Genomic DNA, 15,155 nt, shown 5'->3' on the forward strand with positions numbered 1-15,155 from the left:
CCACCCGGACAGCACCCCGGGGACGCCGGCGCGCACCACCCCGGCCGCCCCGGCGGGCACGACGCCCGACGCCCGCGCCCGCACCACACCCGCTACGACCGCGAGTCCGGTGCCGGGTACGGCGGACCCGGCCGCCGGCCCCGCAGGTCGGCCTCCCGTGGCCGGACAGTCGCCGCCGTCCACCGCGTCCGCCTCCGCGTCGTGACGACCCACCCCGTCCTGACCCGCGCGGTGGTGTCCGGTGCAGGGGCCCAGTTGCCCGCATTCGGCGGCCCGTTCCGTATAGAAGGGAGATAAGCCGCGTGCCGGGTCACGGGTCTGTGACCGGACGGGGCCCCCGGTGGATCGGTCAGGGCATGGCGCGATATGGATGGACCCATGAGCAGCAACGGGGGACCCCGCCACGGCGCCGACGACGCGACCAGTTTTGATCTGCAACCGCCGAGTCCGCAGCCGCCCGCGGCCGTGCCGCACCCCGGCAACCCGTACGCGGCGCCGACCCAGGTGGTCCCGTCCCACGGTCACGACGGGTCGGGGGCCCGGGCCCAGGAGCACCCGCCGCTGCCCTCGCAGGAACACCCGCCCGTCCCCGCACCGGGCGCCCCCGTCCCCGCACCGGGCGCCCCCGGGGCCGCGCCGGGTGATCCCCGCTCCGCGCAGCAGGCACCGCCGCCCTCGTCCGGGGCGTCGCACGAGCCGGGCACGGGGCGGGTCATCGCCGGCCGGTACCGGCTGCTGGGCAAGCTGGGGCACGGCGGCATGGGCACCGTGTGGCGGGCCAAGGACGAGACGGTCGACCGGGAGGTCGCCGTCAAGGAGCCGCGCGTTCCCGACCACCTTCCCGACCGCGAACGTGCCAACGCGTTCGAGCGGATGCGCCGCGAGGCGCGGGCCGCGGCCCGGCTCGACCACCCGGCGGTCGTCAACGTCCACGACGTCGCGGTCGTCGACGGGCAGCCGTGGATCGTGATGGAGCTGGTCCAGGGCCGTTCGCTGGGCGCGGTGCTCCAGGAGGAGGGAACCCTCTCCCCGCGGGAGGCGGCCCGGGTCGGCCTGGAGGTGCTCGGCGCCCTGGAGGCGGCACACGCGGCGGGCATCCTGCATCGGGACGTCAAGCCGGACAACGTGATGCTCGGCCGGCACGACCGGGTCGTCCTCACCGATTTCGGCATCGCCCAGATCGAGGGCGAGACCAACCTCACCGACACCGGCGGCTTCGTCGGCTCGCCCGAGTACATCGCGCCGGAACGGGTGCTGGGCCAGCGCCCCGGCCCCGCCTCCGACCTGTGGTCGCTCGGTGTGGTGCTGTACGCGGCGACGGAGGGCGTGTCGCCGTTCCGCCGCAGCAACACGCCGGCCACGCTCCAGTCGGTCCTCAACGCGACCCCGGCCGCGCCGGCCACCGCCCAGGGGCCGCTGGCCGAGGTCATCACCGCGCTGCTGGACAAGGACCCGTCCCGACGGCCCAACGCCGCCCGGGTGCGGGCCCTGCTGGAGGCGGCCGCGAACCCGCCGGCGCCGCCGCCCCCCACCCAGGTCGTGCAGGTGCCCGTCCCCGGCTCCGGAGGGAAGGGCGTCCGGCTGGGCCGCAAGACCCTGATCGGGCTGGGAGCGGCGGTCGTCGCCGGTGCGGTGGCCGCGTACCTGGTGATCGCGGACCCCTTCGCGGGCCCGCTCCCGGACGGCTGGAAGACGCGGGAGGAGAAGGACCTGGCGGTGAGCCTGGCGGTCCCGCAGGACTACCAGCGTTCCGTGCCGGACGAGAAGTCCAGGGACACGGACCACTGGGTCAGATACACCGACTGGAGCGGCAGCGTCTGGGTCGGCCTCAACCTGGACAAGAAGGCCGAGGACACCGGCAACAACATCGCGGGCTCCGCGGACGCGGAGATGTACGACGACGACGCCAAGTTCAAGGACCGCGGCAGCTACGACCTGAACATGCCGTCGGGACCGAAGACCGACCCCCGGCCCAACCTCACGTACAAGGGCAGGAAGGCCGCCGAGAACACCATCGTCTACTCCACCGACGACAGCCAGAACCCCCGTCCCCGCGAGCTGCGGATCTTCTACTACCGGTCCTCCGCGGGCGACATGTACAAGCTCACGGTCAGCTATCCGGGCAAGGGCGACTTCACGGAGCGGGGGCGGGAGGTCGCCAAGACGGTGATCGACAACCTCGAGGTCGACAAGCTCTGACGCGGCGGCGGGCTCGCGGCGCCCGCCGCCCGGTGCGGGGCCCGGCACTGGCCCCGCACCGGCCGCACCCCGGCGGCCGGTCGGGAGGTTCCGTGACCGAGTTGAGATCCTGCCGTGTGCGACGGGCCTTCGGCCGCTGCCAATGCCCTGATCAGGGCGTTTGTTGCCAGCAATCACTGGCGCGGTGTGAGCGGTCGGTGAATCTGTTACCGACGGGTACACAAAGCGTGCGCCCCGGCATACCCTGCGGCACATGACCGACGCGCAGACCCGGGAAACGACCGGCACCAATCCCCTCGCCCCCGCCCCCGAGGGTGTCCGCACCGCCGCCGACGTGGTCACGCCGGAGCTGGTGGCCCGGCTCACCAAGGGCGTCGTCGGCTCGGGGCGCACCGCCAACCACACCCCGTTCACCGGCGAGAAGCTGGCCGACCTGCCCGAGTCGACACCCGAGGACGTCGCGCTGGCGTTCGAGGCGGCCCGCACCGCCCAGGCCGCCTGGGCGCTGACGCCGGTCCGGCAGCGCGCCGCTGTCCTGCTGCGCTTCCACGACCTGGTGCTGGAGCGCCAGGCCGAGGTGCTCGACCTCATCCAGCTGGAGACCGGCAAGGCCCGGCTGCACGCCCACGAGGAGGTGCAGGCGGTCGCCGTCGCCGCCCGCCACTACGGCCGCCGGGCCGCCGCGTACCTGCGGCCCAGGCGCCACGCGGGAGCCGTGCCGGCGCTGACCAAGGTCACCGAACTGCGTCATCCGCGCGGCGTGATCGGTCAGATCGTTCCCTGGAACTACCCCCTCGAACTGTCCGTCGGCGACGCGCTGCCCGCCCTGGTGGCCGGCAACGCGGTGGTCATGAAGCCCGACACCGAGTCCTGCCTGACCGCGCTGTGGGCCCGTGACCTGCTGATCGAGGCCGGGCTGCCCGCGGACGTGCTCCAGGCCGTCCTCGGCACCGGTCCGGTCGTCGGCCCGGAGGTCGTCAAGCGCGGCGACTACGTCTCCTTCACCGGCTCCACCCGCACCGGCCGGGAGGTCGCCACGGTCGCCGCCGACCGGCTGGTGGGGGTGTCGCTCGAGCTGGGCGGCAAGAACGCCATGGTGGTCCTGGAGGACGCCGACATCGAGAAGGCCGCGGCCGGTGCCGTCCGTGCCTGCTTCTCCTCCGCGGGCCAGCTGTGCATCTCCATCGAGCGGCTCTACGTCCACGAGTCGATCGCCGACGCCTTCCTCGAGCGCTTCGCCGCCCGCACGCGCGCGATGCGGCTGGGCAGCGCGCTGGCCTACGGCGCGGACATGGGCTCGCTGGTCAGCGGCCAGCAGTTGGAAACGGTGACCCGGCACGTGGACGACGCCGTCGCCCAGGGAGCGACCGTCGTCGCGGGCGGGGTGGCCCGTCCCGACGCCGGCCCGTTCTTCTACGAGCCCACGATCCTCGAGGGCGTCACCGACAGCATGAGCCTGTGCGGCGAGGAGACCTTCGGCCCGGTCGTCTCGGTCTACCGCTTCCGCACCGACGACGAGGCGGTGGAGCACGTCAACTCCACTCCGTACGGCCTGAACTCCTCGGTCTGGACGAAGAACCCCCGGCGCGGCCGGGACATCGCCGCGCGGCTGCGCACCGGGACCGTCAACATCAACGAGGGGTACGCGTCCGCGTACGGCAGTGTGCAGTCGCCGATGGGCGGCATGAAGGACTCCGGGCTCGGCCGGCGGCACGGCTCGGAGGGCATCCTCAAGTACACGGAGTCCCAGACCGTCGCCCACCAGCGGCTGCTGCCGATGGCGCCCTCGCTCGGCATGGACGACGCGCAGTACGCGGCGTTCATGAGCCGGAGCCTGCGCCTGATGAAGGCGTTCCGTTTCCGCTGAGCCCGTACCCGCACCACTTCCGGCGCAGGGCTCATGCTCCGGCCGGCTTTCGACGAGGAGAGCACGTGTCACAGGACAACTCCGCCCCCGGGCCCGCTGACACCGCGCAGGACGCCCCCGCCCCGGACGCGCCCGTGACGGACGAGCCCGCGCAGGACGCCCCTGCCCCGGACGCACCCGCAGCGGCCGACAGCGCCACGAAGGACGGAGACAGCGCGACGGCCGGCGGGACCGAGACAGCCGACGACACCGTGACGGACGAGGCCACCGTGACGGACGAGGCCACCGTGACGGACGAGGCCACCGTGACGGACGAGGCCACCGTGACGGACGAGGCCACCGTGACGGACGAGGCCGCCGCGACGGACGACGCGGCCTACGACTACGACGTCGTCGTGGTCGGCTCCGGCTTCGGCGGGTCGGTCTCGGCGCTGCGCCTGACCGAGAAGGGGTACCGCGTCGGTGTCCTGGAGGCGGGCCGCCGCTTCACCCGCGAGACCCTGCCGAAGAACTCCTGGGACCTGAAGAACTACCTGTGGGCCCCCAGGCTGGGCATGTACGGCATTCAGCGCATCCACCTGCTGGGCAACGTCATGGTGCTGGCCGGCGCGGGGGTGGGCGGCGGCTCCCTCAACTACGCCAACACCCTGTACGTGCCGCCCAAGCCCTTCTTCGAGGACCCGCAGTGGCGGGACATCACCGACTGGCAGGAGGAGCTGAAGCCCTACTACGACCAGGCCCGGCGCATGCTCGGGGTCCGCCTGAACCGGACGATGACCCCCTCCGACGTCCACCTGAAGGCGGCGGCCGAGCGGATGGGTGTGGGCGACACCTTCCACATGGCACCGGTCGGTGTCTTCTTCGGCGACGGCGAGGACGCCGACGGGACCGCGAAGGCCGCACCGGGCCAGGAGGTGCCCGACCCGTACTTCGGCGGGGCGGGCCCCTCGCGGCGGGCCTGCGCCGAGTGCGGCGAGTGCATGACCGGCTGCCGGCACGGCGCGAAGAACACCCTGAACGAGAACTACCTCCACCTCGCCGAGAAGGCGGGCGCGGTCGTCCACCCCATGACGACGGTCACGGCGGTGACGGAGGACCCGCGCGGCGGCTTCGCCGTGACCACCGTGCCGACCGACAACCGCCGCAAGGGGCGCGGCCGGACCTTCCGGGCCCGCCGGGTGGTCCTCGCCGCGGGCACCTACGGCACCCAGACGCTGCTGCACCGCATGAAGGCGGCAGGGCGGCTGCCGCACCTCTCGGACAAGCTGGGCGAACTGACCCGCACCAACTCCGAGGCCCTGGTCGGCGCCCAGACCGACAACCGCCGCTACCGCAAGGCGACGGGCGCGCCGCGGGCCGACTTCACCCGCGGGGTGGCCATCACGTCCTCGATCCACCCCGACGAGAACACCCACATCGAGCCCGTCCGCTACGGCTACGGCTCCAACTCGATGGGCGCCCTGTCCATCCTCCAGGTGCCGTACGCGCGCAGCGGCTCGGGCGCCGCCCGGGTGCTGGGCTGGCTCGGCAACGCCGCCCGGCATCCCCTGCTGATGGTGCGTTCGCTGTCCAACCGGCGCTGGTCGGAGCGGACCATCATCGCCCTGGTCATGCAGTCGCTGGACAACTCCCTGACGACGAAGCTCAAACCGTCGGGTGTCGGCAAGGGGCTGCTCACCGCCCGCCAGGGGCACGGTGCGCCCAACCCCAAGCAGATCAAGGCGGCCACCGAGGGCGCGTCCGCGCTGGCGGCCGAGATCAACGGCTTCGCGGGCTCCAACGTGGGCGAGCTGACCGGCATGCCGCTCACCGCCCACTTCCTGGGCGGCTGCCCGATCGGTGCCTCGCCGGACACCGGCGTGATCGACCCGTACCACCGTCTCCACGGCCACCCCGGCATCTCCGTGGTGGACGGGGCCGCGGTCTCGGCGAACCTGGGTGTGAACCCGTCGCTCACCATCACCGCCCAGGCCGAGCGGGCGATGTCCTACTGGCCCAACAAGGGCGAGGCGGACCCGCGCCCCGGGCAGGGGGAGGCCTACCGGCGTCTGCAGCCGGTCGAGCCGAAGTCCCCGGCGGTGCCGGCGGACGCGTTCGGTGCGCTGAAGCTGCCGTTCCTGGGGATCCCCGCGGTGCCGCCGAAGAAGTGACGGCGTGCTGGACGGCGCTGACCCGTTCCCGCGGGACGGACGGCCGGAAAAAGGTGAGGACCTGCGCCCCCCTCCGAGCGCAGGTCCTCCGACGGCCGCTGACGGGCCTGTGGCTTTCGGTGGGTTTGATCGCTGAGCCCGGTGGATGGTTGTCCCGTCAATCACGAAATTCTGTGTGACGTGGATCACTCGAAGGGCGGGTCCGTGCCGACGGTCGCTCTCTTCCGGGGCCGGCAGTGCGCCCGGTGTCCGGGCAGGCGAAGGGCCCCGCGGGGCGGAGCCGCGGGGCCCTTCCTTTCGTCAGCACCGGCGTCAGGGCTGCGCCGGTGCCTGGGAGCGGCGCCGGGGGGTAGCGCCGCTGGTCTCGAACGCCCTGTCACCGCCGCCGGTGGCCGGATCCGGCGGATGCGCGCGTCGGCCGGTGACCTCCGGCGGTCCGGCGGTGGTGCGCCGGCGCAGGGCAATGCAGTTGTCTGCGGGGGGACTTGGGCTTGTACGCATCGTGCTCGACGTGCGCCGCCTCCGCAACCTTTCGACCCGGACTCGGGTGATTTCCGCCGGTCGGCCCCGGGCGTCCCCGGAGCCGACCGTTCTCTTGGGTGACCGGGCTGCTGTCCCCTGCCGTCCGGTCACTTGTCCGGAGCGAGGTCCCACGACGCACGGCACGATCCGTACGTCTCATCGCTCCGGCGAGCCACGCGTGGTTCTTTCGGGCCCGCCCCTGGCTGGCACGGACACCGGTTCCAACGAAGCGTCCGGGGCGGCGGTCACGCGCCGTACGGGTGAGAACCATGCGTACGTCTGTGCCGGGAACGTCAGATCCTGCCCCGGCACAGCTCCAGCAGCGTCATCGCCAGGGCGGTGCCCGGCCGGCCCAGGGCGTCCCGGTAGTGGGCGAGGACCTCCATCTCGCGGGACAGGTTCACACGCCGCCCGCCCGAGGCGATCCGTTCCTGCTGGATGACGGCCGACACGGCGATCCGCTCCTGGACCAGGCCGATGATCCGGTCGTCCAACGCGTCGATCCGCTCCCGGGCACCGGTGATCAGTTCGGCGGCCTCGGCGGTGCGGGCGCCGGTCCGCTCCGGGGACACGGCGGCCGGGCCGTCGGCGGCGGCGGAGGCGGCAGGGACGGCGGCGGGGGTGGCAGTGGTGGTCATCGGGGCTCCTCGCTGGACGGGATGCGGTGCCCCGGAGCGGCAAGGCCCCGACGAACGCAGACGCCCCGGGCCTTGTCGGCCCGGGGCGCCTGGGAAGTCGCTTGTCAGTGGCTCAAGCAGCACGACCATGGCAGCCGGTGGGCCGGTTGCCATAGGTAAAGAGGAAGGCCGGGTGCGTGAGCATGGGGGCAAGTATGCCGCGCCCCGGGCGCGCGTCCAACCCGGACCGGATGGTGAGACGGGAGCTGACGGGGACGGACAGGAGCCGACGGGGGCTGACGGGGGCGGACGGCCCGGTCGGCTTCCCCCGGTAGAATCGGGAGGCACAAGCTCCCGCCCCACCGCCGGAAGGCACCTCGTGTCCTCAGCGACTCCCGCTGCCCACGCGCCCGACACCGTCCTGGTCGTCGACTTCGGCGCGCAGTACGCCCAGCTCATCGCCCGTCGCGTCCGCGAGGCGCGGGTCTACAGCGAGATCGTGCCGAGCACCATGCCGGTCGAGGAGATCATCGCCAAGAACCCCGCGGCGATCATCCTCTCCGGGGGCCCCTCGTCCGTGTACGAGAACGGTGCCCCGACCGTCGACCCGGCGCTGTTCGAGGCCGGCGTCCCGGTCTTCGGCATGTGCTACGGCTTCCAGCTGATGGCCCAGACCCTCGGCGGGCAGGTGGACAACACCGGTGCCCGCGAGTACGGCCGCACGGAGCTGCACGTCTCCAAGGTGTCCTCCACCCTCTTCGAGGGCACCCCGGCCGAGCAGGCGGTGTGGATGTCCCACGGCGACGCCTGCTCCGCCGCCCCCGAGGGCTTCACCGTCACCGCCTCCACGGACGTCGTGCCCGTCGCCGCGTTCGAGAACGACGAGAAGAAGCTCTACGGCGTCCAGTACCACCCCGAGGTGATGCACTCCACGCACGGCCAGCAGGTGCTGGAGCACTTCCTGTACCGGGGTGCGGGCCTGACCCCCGACTGGACCACCGGCAACGTCATCGAGGAGCAGGTCGCCGCCATCCGCGAGCTGGTCGGCGACAAGCGGGCCATCTGCGGCCTGTCCGGCGGCGTGGACTCCGCGGTCGCCGCCGCCCTCGTGCAGAAGGCCATCGGATCCCAGCTGACCTGCGTCTACGTCGACCACGGCCTGATGCGCAAGGGCGAGACCGAGCAGGTCGAGAAGGACTTCGTGGCCGCCACCGGCGTCCAGCTGAAGGTGGTCGACGCGAGCGAGCGGTTCCTCACCGCGCTCCAGGGCGTGTCCGACCCCGAGGAGAAGCGGAAGATCATCGGCCGCGAGTTCATCCGGGTCTTCGAGCAGGCCCAGGCCGAGATCATCGCCGACGAGGGCCCGGCCGTGGAGTTCCTCGTCCAGGGCACCCTGTACCCGGACGTCGTGGAGTCCGGCGGCGGCACCGGCACCGCCAACATCAAGTCCCACCACAACGTGGGCGGGCTGCCCGAGGACCTCGAGTTCAAGCTGATCGAACCGCTGCGCCAGCTCTTCAAGGACGAGGTGCGGATGGTCGGCCAGGAACTCGGCCTGCCCGACGAGATCGTCCAGCGTCAGCCGTTCCCCGGTCCCGGCCTCGGCATCCGGATCGTCGGCGAGGTCACCAAGGAGCGGCTCGACCTCCTGCGCGAGGCCGACGCCATCGCCCGCGAGGAGCTCACCGCGGCCGGTCTCGACCGTGACATCTGGCAGTGCCCGGTGGTCCTGCTCGCGGACGTCCGCAGCGTCGGCGTCCAGGGCGACGGCCGGACCTACGGCCACCCGATCGTCCTGCGCCCGGTGTCCTCCGAGGACGCCATGACCGCCGACTGGTCGCGGCTGCCCTACGACGTCCTCGGGAAGATCTCCACCCGCATCACCAACGAGGTGCGGGACGTCAACCGGGTCGTCCTGGACATCACCTCCAAGCCGCCGGGGACCATCGAGTGGGAGTGAGCCCCCACGGGCTCAGGTCCGTTTGAGCGTGCGCACCGGCGCTCCGGGCTTCCAGACCTGCACGACGAGGTACTTCTCGTCCTCCACGTAGGTCCGTACGACCTCCGTCAGTTCGGTGCGGAAGAGGTGGAACGGCTCCGGCGGTTCCACCTCTTCGGCGTACGCGGCCCTGGCCGCGGCGTCCTCGACCTCGATCGCCCGGCCGGCCACCCGGACGTCACCGCCGCCCATGGTGGTGCCCTCCCCGGGATTCGCCTGGAGCGCGAAACGGGGGTCCCGGCGCAGGTCGAGCGCCTTGAGCGAGCCGGGCATCATGCCCAGCCACAGTTCGCCGCCGAGGAACCGCACCTCCAGCCCGCTGGTGCGGGGCGAGCCGTCCTTGCGCAGCGTGGCCAGGACGTGATGGGTGTGGGCACCGAAGCGTTCCTCGACGGTCCTCGCGAGGCCGGGTTCGGCGGTGGCGAAAGCCTCCCAGTTCGTTGTCATGCCGTCAGCGTGCCCCGGAAACCCGACAGCTCCTGTCGGGTTTCCTCCGGATTACGCCGCGCGCCGCATCTTTACGGCACAGATCTGTCGTCCGGGGCGCCCCGACGGTAACTTCCGCCCCGTACGCACACCCCCCGCGGGAGGACTCATGGACGGGCCCACCCCGCCCTCGCCGCTGCCCACCGAGAAGCTGCGGTTCGCCATGCCGCCGATGCACGAGTCCGTCGAGGACGAGCGCCGGCACCGCAAGGAACGGCTGGCGGGCGCGCTCCGGCTGTTCGGCCGGCTCGGCTTCGAGGACGGTGTCTCGGGGCACATCACCGCACGCGACCCCGAGTTCAGCGACTGCTTCTGGGTCAATCCGTTCGGCATGCCCTTCCGCCACGTCAGCGTGAGCGACCTGGTCCTCGCCAACCGGGACGGCCAGGTCGTCGAGGGCGGACACCACGTGAACCAGGCCGCCTTCACCGTCCACGCCCAGGTGCACGCGGCCCGGCCCGACGTCGTCGCCGTCGCCCACTGCCACTCCGTGCACGGCCGCGCCCTCGCCGCCCTCGGCGACCTGCTGCAGCCGCTCACCCAGGAGAGCTGCGCCTTCTACGAGGACGTGGCGCTCTACGACGCCTACACCGGCGTCACCGTCAACGTGGAGGAGGGGCGGCGCATCGCGGCGGTGCTCGGCTCCCACAAGGCACTCGTGCTGCGCAACCACGGCATGCTGACCGTGGGCGACTCGGTGGACGCGGCGGCCTGGTGGTTCCTGTCGATGGAACGCTCCGCCCAGGTCCAGCTCACCGCCCAGGCGGCGGGCCGGCCGGTCCTGATCGACCACCGGCAGGCGGTGGCCACCCGGGAACAGGTCGGCGGGGACCTGGTGGCCTGGATCAACTACCAGCCGCTGTGGCAGGACATCAGCCGCAGCGAGCCGGACCTGCTGGACTAGGCCGTGTCCTTCGGATCACCCCTCGATCCGAGTCGGAGTGATCCGAAAGACACGGCCTAGCGGAGGCGGGACCGCGCCGCGGCGGGGGGCGGGTCGACGCCACGACGGTGCGCGGTCGGGTCCGCGCCGCGAAGGCGGATGGGCTGGTCCGCGCCAAGGCCGAGGGCGGGCGGGTTCGCGGCTGCCGGGCGAGTCGGCCGGGCCTCGGCCTGCCGGGCAGCGGGCCGATCCTGAGCCCGCCCTGGCCGCACGAACGATCCCGATCCGGCCCTCGGCGCTCCGACCTGCTGGGCGAGCGGGCTGCGCCCGAGTCCACGGGCCCGAGACCCCTGGCCCAAGTCGCCGTGTTCGATTCACCGTGCCCGAGCCCCCGGCCTGCCTGCCGGCCGAGCGCCTGCCTGCCCGCTCGCGTTTCCGGGGGCACCGGTGCTTTCCCTGTCGGACGACGGGGGGGGGGCGACCTGCCAGCAGGGTCAACGCGGCGCCTCGGAATTCACCCGTGCTGACCACACCTGCCGGACCAGGAGGGCGCGAGGTAGGGCACAATTCGCTGTCGTCGCGGGGGAGTTGCCCCGGGCGGCAGGATGGCGTGGGAACGCGGTGCGGGAGAGGCGGGCTTCGGGCGTGGCGGTGCAGGAGGCGAGACAGGGCGGCGTAGACCCCGGCGCGCACGAGGGCGGCTGTACCTGCGGGGACTGCCCGCACGGGGCCCGGGAGGGGCACCGGCGCGCGGTCGCCGCGTTCCTGCTGCGGCGGGACGAGTTCGCCGCCGGCCAGGGACTGCCGGCCGCGGTGGCGCACTCGGCGTCGGCGTCCCGGCAGTGGGTCTCGGAGGAGCTGACCCAGGCCGCGGAACTGGTGGCCGAGCGCAGCCGCGCCGAGGGCACCGCCTGGCTGGCGCGGCTGTGGCAGCGGACGGCTGTGACGGTCTGGGCCGGGGTCGTGGCGCTGCTCCTGGTCCAGGCGCTCACGGCGATCGGCGCGGGCTGGACCAGCGCGCGTTCGGCCGGGCTGCTGGCCGCCGTGGTCGTGGCGGGCGCGGTCACCGCCGCCTCGTGGTTCCACCGGGCGCGCGGGGGGAGCGCTGGCCCCGGTGATCGGCGAGGACAACCGTCTCTCCACGTCCCGTGCGGTGGCGGCCGCCTGGGTGCTGTTCCTCGCCTACGCGGTCCTGGTCCTGGTGGGGCGGCTGGCGGCCGCGTCCGGCCCGGCGGAGCGCGACGCGCTGATCGCGGGACTCGAACTGGCCCGTGGGGCGGGTGTGGTGACCGTCCTCGCCGTGGTGTGCGGCATCGCCGTGCTGGTGCGGCGGGTGGTGGGTCTCCGGGTCCTGGGGCAGCGACTGCAGAAGGTGCGTGCGGACCGGCCCCGGGCGGCCGATCTGCTGACCGACGACGCGGGACGCGGCAGCTTCGCGGACATCCAGTACGTGGTGATCAGCGCCGTCGCCCTCGCCTTCGCCGCGGTGCGGCTGGCCCGCCGCCCCGACCAGTTGCCCGACCTGCCGTGGGGGCTCGCGGCCGTGGTGCTGGTCTCCGCCGCGACCTATCTCGCCGGGAAGTACGCCGAGGTCGGGCGGCCGGTGATCCTCTCGGTGGTGCGGGCCCGCGAGGCCGGGGATCTGGACGCACCGATCCGGACCGGGGACGACATCGAGATCCGCGGCACCGGCTTCGTGCCGCCGGGGGCGCAGGGCGCCGAGCGGCTGTCCCGGATGGTCGTCCGCGTCGGCGCGGTGAACGTGCACGTGCCGCTGGTGCCCGTCGCGGGCGGCTTCGACAATCCGACGGACACCCTGCTGACCGTGCCGGTGCCGGCGGAGGTGGAGCCCGGCCGGGTGGAGGTCCAGGTCGTGACGGCCGCGGGCGTCGAGACGAACCGCTACGCCATCGACGTGACCGACTAGGCCCGGCCTCGGCACCGACCGGCCCGGCCTCGGCAGCGACCGGCCCCCGCCTCGGCCCGGCCCGGACCCCGCGTACCTGTCGGTTTGCTGTTGATCGCCCGCAATACCGGGCGGTCATGATTGAGCCGTGGTGGATTGTCGTACGTATGGTCTGTTGAGGGGGTCTCGGCAGGCGGCGAGAGGCGGCGGGTAGCGATGACTCACAGTATGCGCACGGACACGTACTCCTCCCATCCGGGCGGCGGCGACTGGCGGGACACAGCCACCCGGTACGCGCTTCTCCCCCTCCGGATCTTCCTGGGCGTCACCTTCGTCTACGCCGGGCTCGACAAGCTCACGGACAGCGCCTTCCTGAAGGACTCGGGCGCCGGCTCGATCGGCGACATGATGCGTGCCGTTCGCGACTCCTCCGCCATCCCCGCCCTGATCGACCTGTCCCTGAAGAACCCTGTGGGCTTCGGCTACGCCATCGCCTTCGGGGAACTGGCCGTCGGCCTCGGCGTCCTCGTCGGTCTCCTCACCCGCCTCGCCGCGCTGGGCGGTGCGCTGATCTCACTGAGTCTGTGGCTGACCGTGAGCTGGGCGTCCGACCCGTACTACTACGGCAACGACCTGCCCTACCTCATGGCCTGGATCCCGCTGGTGCTGGCGGGCGCGCCCGTCCTCTCCCTGGACGCCGCCCTACGGGCCCGGCGACGGCGCCGCACGGGGGACTACCGCTGACCCACGGGCCGGTCACCCGCGGGTGAACGCCCCGCCCGGCCCGCCGGACCCGCCCGTGCGGGCCGGACGTCTGCGTCGGCGTATCCGGCCGGTCACGAGCGCCACCGCGCCCGCCAGGCACAGGCCGCCGCCCACCACGGGGAACAGGACGAACCAGGGTGTCTCCCACGCGTCGCCCGCGTCCCCCAGGAAGAGCACGGCGGCCGCGATCAGGGCCGCGCCGGCGACCAGCTTGCCCGGCTGGAACTCATGATGCAGCACGGCTCACCTCCGCCTGTCCGGCACCGACATGGAGCTCCAGATCCAGCGTGCCCCCCTTCTCCACGCCCGCGGGCGGGTCCAGGGTCACCTCCTTGTGCTTGCCCGGAGCCACGTCGACGTCCCCCTTCCCCTCACCGGGGAGCTGGATGTCGCCCAGGCCCACCTCGGCGTTCAGCCGCACCGTCACGCCCTCGGGCACGATCACGTGCACGCGGCCCACCCCCACGTTCGCCCGTGTCGACACGGTCTTCCCCTCCGGCACCTCGATGTCCGACAGGTCCAGGGTGCCCGTGCCGGTGCCCAGCTCGTAGTCCGGGCGTATCTGTGCCACCGAGGCGGGCTCCCAGGTGGTGCGCATCCACTGCGTCCCGATGTCGTCGGGCAGGGCGGCCGCTCCCGTCAGCAGACCCGCGGTGAGGACGGCCAGCACGATCGACCCCGCGCCCGTGCGCCCCAGGAACGCGCTCAGCGCGATACCCAGACCGAACACGGCGAGCGCGGCCGCCAGACCCGTCTGCAGACTGGTGCCGAGCGGCTGACCCTGCCACGTCAGACCCGTGCCGAGACCGGCCGCGAGCAGGGCGAACAGGAAGACCCACCCGCCGATCCCGCGGGGGCCGCGCGGCTTCGGCGGCTGCGGCACCGGAGCACCGGCGTCCTTGTGGAGGCGGGGGGCGAGGACGATCGACAGAGCCGTGGCGATGTCCCGGTCCCCCGAATCCCGCGGACCCCACAGGTAGCCGGTGCCGCCGACGTGCCGACCGTCCTTGACGATGGGCTCACGCCACCAGGAGGGGTAGGTGGTGACGATCGGCGGCGCCTGGGGCTCCGGCGGGGCGTCCGCGACGGCCTGGGCGGCCAGCGGGTCGGGGCCGGGCGCGCCCCGCTGCCGGGACCAGTAGCCCGCGCCGGCCAGCAGGAGGGCCAGTATGACGGCGAAGGTCAGCACCCCGCCGTTGTTGAGCATGGAGAGGAAGACCCCGCACCCGACCAGGGCGAAGAGGACGGCGGCCAGCGCGTGGCCGTCGACCCGGCCGGTCAGCAGCCTGCGGACCTCGTTCTCCTCCTCGCCCTCGTACGGGGTGAACAGCCAGGCGAAGCCGTAGAAGATCAGGCCGATGCCGCCGGTCGCGGAGAGCACGGCGAGGGTGATCCGGAAGATCACCGGGTCCATGTCGCAGTGCCGGCCGAGGCCGGCGCAGACACCGCCGAGCAGCTTGTGCTCCCGGTCGCGGCGGAAGCGGCGGGGCGGCTCGGTGTCCCCGGGGAGCGGCACTCCGGTGGCGGCGGACGCGGCGGTCTCCCCGGCCGTGGCACCCGGCGGGGCGGCCGGTCCTTCCCTTCCGCCCCTGCCGTGCGCACCCGCGGGCCCGTGCGCGCGGGACGCATCCGCGGCGGACGCGGCATCCTGCGGCCCGGCGCCCCGAGAGGGGTGCGGGCCGGAGCCGGGTCCCGGACCCGTCGCGGCGTGCTGGTGATCTGTCATGCGTCCATGGTGACGGGCGAGGCGTCCGGACGGCA

At 73.2% G+C, this 15,155-nt stretch carries 10 protein-coding genes and 2 pseudogenes; 7 read left to right on the top strand and 5 right to left on the bottom strand.

The window, feature by feature from the left end:
- A pseudogene (locus G3I53_RS33185) lies at nucleotides 1-213 on the bottom strand (hypothetical protein); the annotation flags it as partial.
- A gap of 165 nt (nucleotides 214-378) precedes the next feature.
- On the opposite strand from G3I53_RS33185, the gene G3I53_RS05450 reads away from it, so the two are divergent.
- The 3 genes from G3I53_RS05450 (at nucleotide 379) to G3I53_RS05460 (ending at nucleotide 6,216) form a co-directional block, all read left to right on the top strand.
- Nucleotides 379-2,199, top strand: coding sequence for a serine/threonine-protein kinase (locus G3I53_RS05450; protein WP_164333169.1), 1,821 nt, complete (start codon nucleotides 379-381; stop codon nucleotides 2,197-2,199).
- Nucleotides 2,200-2,452: 253 nt separating this feature from the next.
- A complete protein-coding gene (locus G3I53_RS05455; protein WP_164333170.1) occupies nucleotides 2,453-4,066 on the top strand; it encodes a succinic semialdehyde dehydrogenase in 1,614 nt (537 codons plus the stop codon).
- Nucleotides 4,067-4,389: 323 nt separating this feature from the next.
- On the top strand, nucleotides 4,390-6,216 hold the full coding sequence (locus G3I53_RS05460) for a GMC family oxidoreductase (protein WP_343240560.1): 1,827 nt from the start codon (nucleotides 4,390-4,392) through the stop codon (nucleotides 6,214-6,216).
- Nucleotides 6,217-7,031: 815 nt separating this feature from the next.
- Here the strand turns inward: G3I53_RS05460 and G3I53_RS05465 are convergent.
- Entirely contained in the window at nucleotides 7,032-7,376 is a 345-nt protein-coding gene (locus G3I53_RS05465; RefSeq protein ID WP_164333171.1) for a chorismate mutase, read from the bottom strand.
- Nucleotides 7,377-7,734: 358 nt separating this feature from the next.
- Between G3I53_RS05465 and guaA the strand changes: the two genes are divergently transcribed.
- A complete protein-coding gene (guaA, locus tag G3I53_RS05470; protein ID WP_164333172.1) occupies nucleotides 7,735-9,315 on the top strand; it encodes a glutamine-hydrolyzing GMP synthase in 1,581 nt (526 codons plus the stop codon).
- A 12-nt stretch (nucleotides 9,316-9,327) separates the two neighbouring features.
- On the opposite strand, the gene G3I53_RS05475 is transcribed toward guaA, so the two are convergent.
- Nucleotides 9,328-9,801 carry a pyridoxamine 5'-phosphate oxidase family protein gene (locus tag G3I53_RS05475; RefSeq protein ID WP_164333173.1) on the bottom strand — a complete coding sequence of 158 codons (474 nt, stop codon included), beginning with the start codon at nucleotides 9,799-9,801 and terminating at the stop codon, nucleotides 9,328-9,330.
- Nucleotides 9,802-9,949: 148 nt separating this feature from the next.
- Between G3I53_RS05475 and G3I53_RS05480 the strand changes: the two genes are divergently transcribed.
- From G3I53_RS05480 to G3I53_RS05490, 3 genes and pseudogenes are all read left to right on the top strand, one after another.
- Nucleotides 9,950-10,744, top strand: a complete 795-nt coding sequence (locus G3I53_RS05480) for a class II aldolase/adducin family protein (RefSeq protein WP_164333174.1) — start codon at nucleotides 9,950-9,952, stop codon at nucleotides 10,742-10,744.
- 624 nt (nucleotides 10,745-11,368) lie between these two features.
- Nucleotides 11,369-12,650, top strand: a pseudogene (locus G3I53_RS05485) (hypothetical protein).
- A gap of 195 nt (nucleotides 12,651-12,845) precedes the next feature.
- Nucleotides 12,846-13,373, top strand: coding sequence for a DoxX family protein (locus tag G3I53_RS05490; protein ID WP_203591586.1), 528 nt, complete (start codon nucleotides 12,846-12,848; stop codon nucleotides 13,371-13,373).
- A 12-nt stretch (nucleotides 13,374-13,385) separates the two neighbouring features.
- Here G3I53_RS05490 and G3I53_RS05495 read toward each other — a convergent pair whose 3' ends face one another.
- Nucleotides 13,386-13,634: a hypothetical protein gene (locus G3I53_RS05495; protein WP_164333085.1), complete on the bottom strand. Its 249-nt coding sequence runs from the start codon at nucleotides 13,632-13,634 to the stop codon at nucleotides 13,386-13,388.
- On the bottom strand, nucleotides 13,621-15,120 hold the full coding sequence (locus G3I53_RS05500) for a PspC domain-containing protein (RefSeq protein ID WP_164438075.1): 1,500 nt from the start codon (nucleotides 15,118-15,120) through the stop codon (nucleotides 13,621-13,623). Before G3I53_RS05500 ends, G3I53_RS05495 begins: the two co-directional genes overlap by 14 nt.
- Between the last annotated feature and the right edge of the window lie 35 nt (nucleotides 15,121-15,155).

The sequence above is a fragment of the Streptomyces sp. SID14436 genome (genome assembly GCF_010548465.1).
Taxonomy (GTDB): Bacteria; Actinomycetota; Actinomycetes; order Streptomycetales; family Streptomycetaceae; genus Streptomyces.

What these genes read in the sequence shown, in the direction of transcription:
- G3I53_RS05500 (WP_164438075.1), bottom strand. Translation starts at nt 15,120, where the DNA reads ATGACAGATCACCAGCACGCCGCGACGGGTCCGGGACCCGGCTCCGGC.
- G3I53_RS05465 (WP_164333171.1), bottom strand. Translation starts at nt 7,376, where the DNA reads ATGACCACCACTGCCACCCCCGCCGCCGTCCCTGCCGCCTCCGCCGCC.
- G3I53_RS05475 (WP_164333173.1), bottom strand. Translation starts at nt 9,801, where the DNA reads ATGACAACGAACTGGGAGGCTTTCGCCACCGCCGAACCCGGCCTCGCG.
- G3I53_RS05490 (WP_203591586.1), top strand. Translation starts at nt 12,846, where the DNA reads ATGACTCACAGTATGCGCACGGACACGTACTCCTCCCATCCGGGCGGC.
- G3I53_RS05480 (WP_164333174.1), top strand. Translation starts at nt 9,950, where the DNA reads ATGGACGGGCCCACCCCGCCCTCGCCGCTGCCCACCGAGAAGCTGCGG.
- G3I53_RS05450 (WP_164333169.1), top strand. Translation starts at nt 379, where the DNA reads ATGAGCAGCAACGGGGGACCCCGCCACGGCGCCGACGACGCGACCAGT.
- G3I53_RS05455 (WP_164333170.1), top strand. Translation starts at nt 2,453, where the DNA reads ATGACCGACGCGCAGACCCGGGAAACGACCGGCACCAATCCCCTCGCC.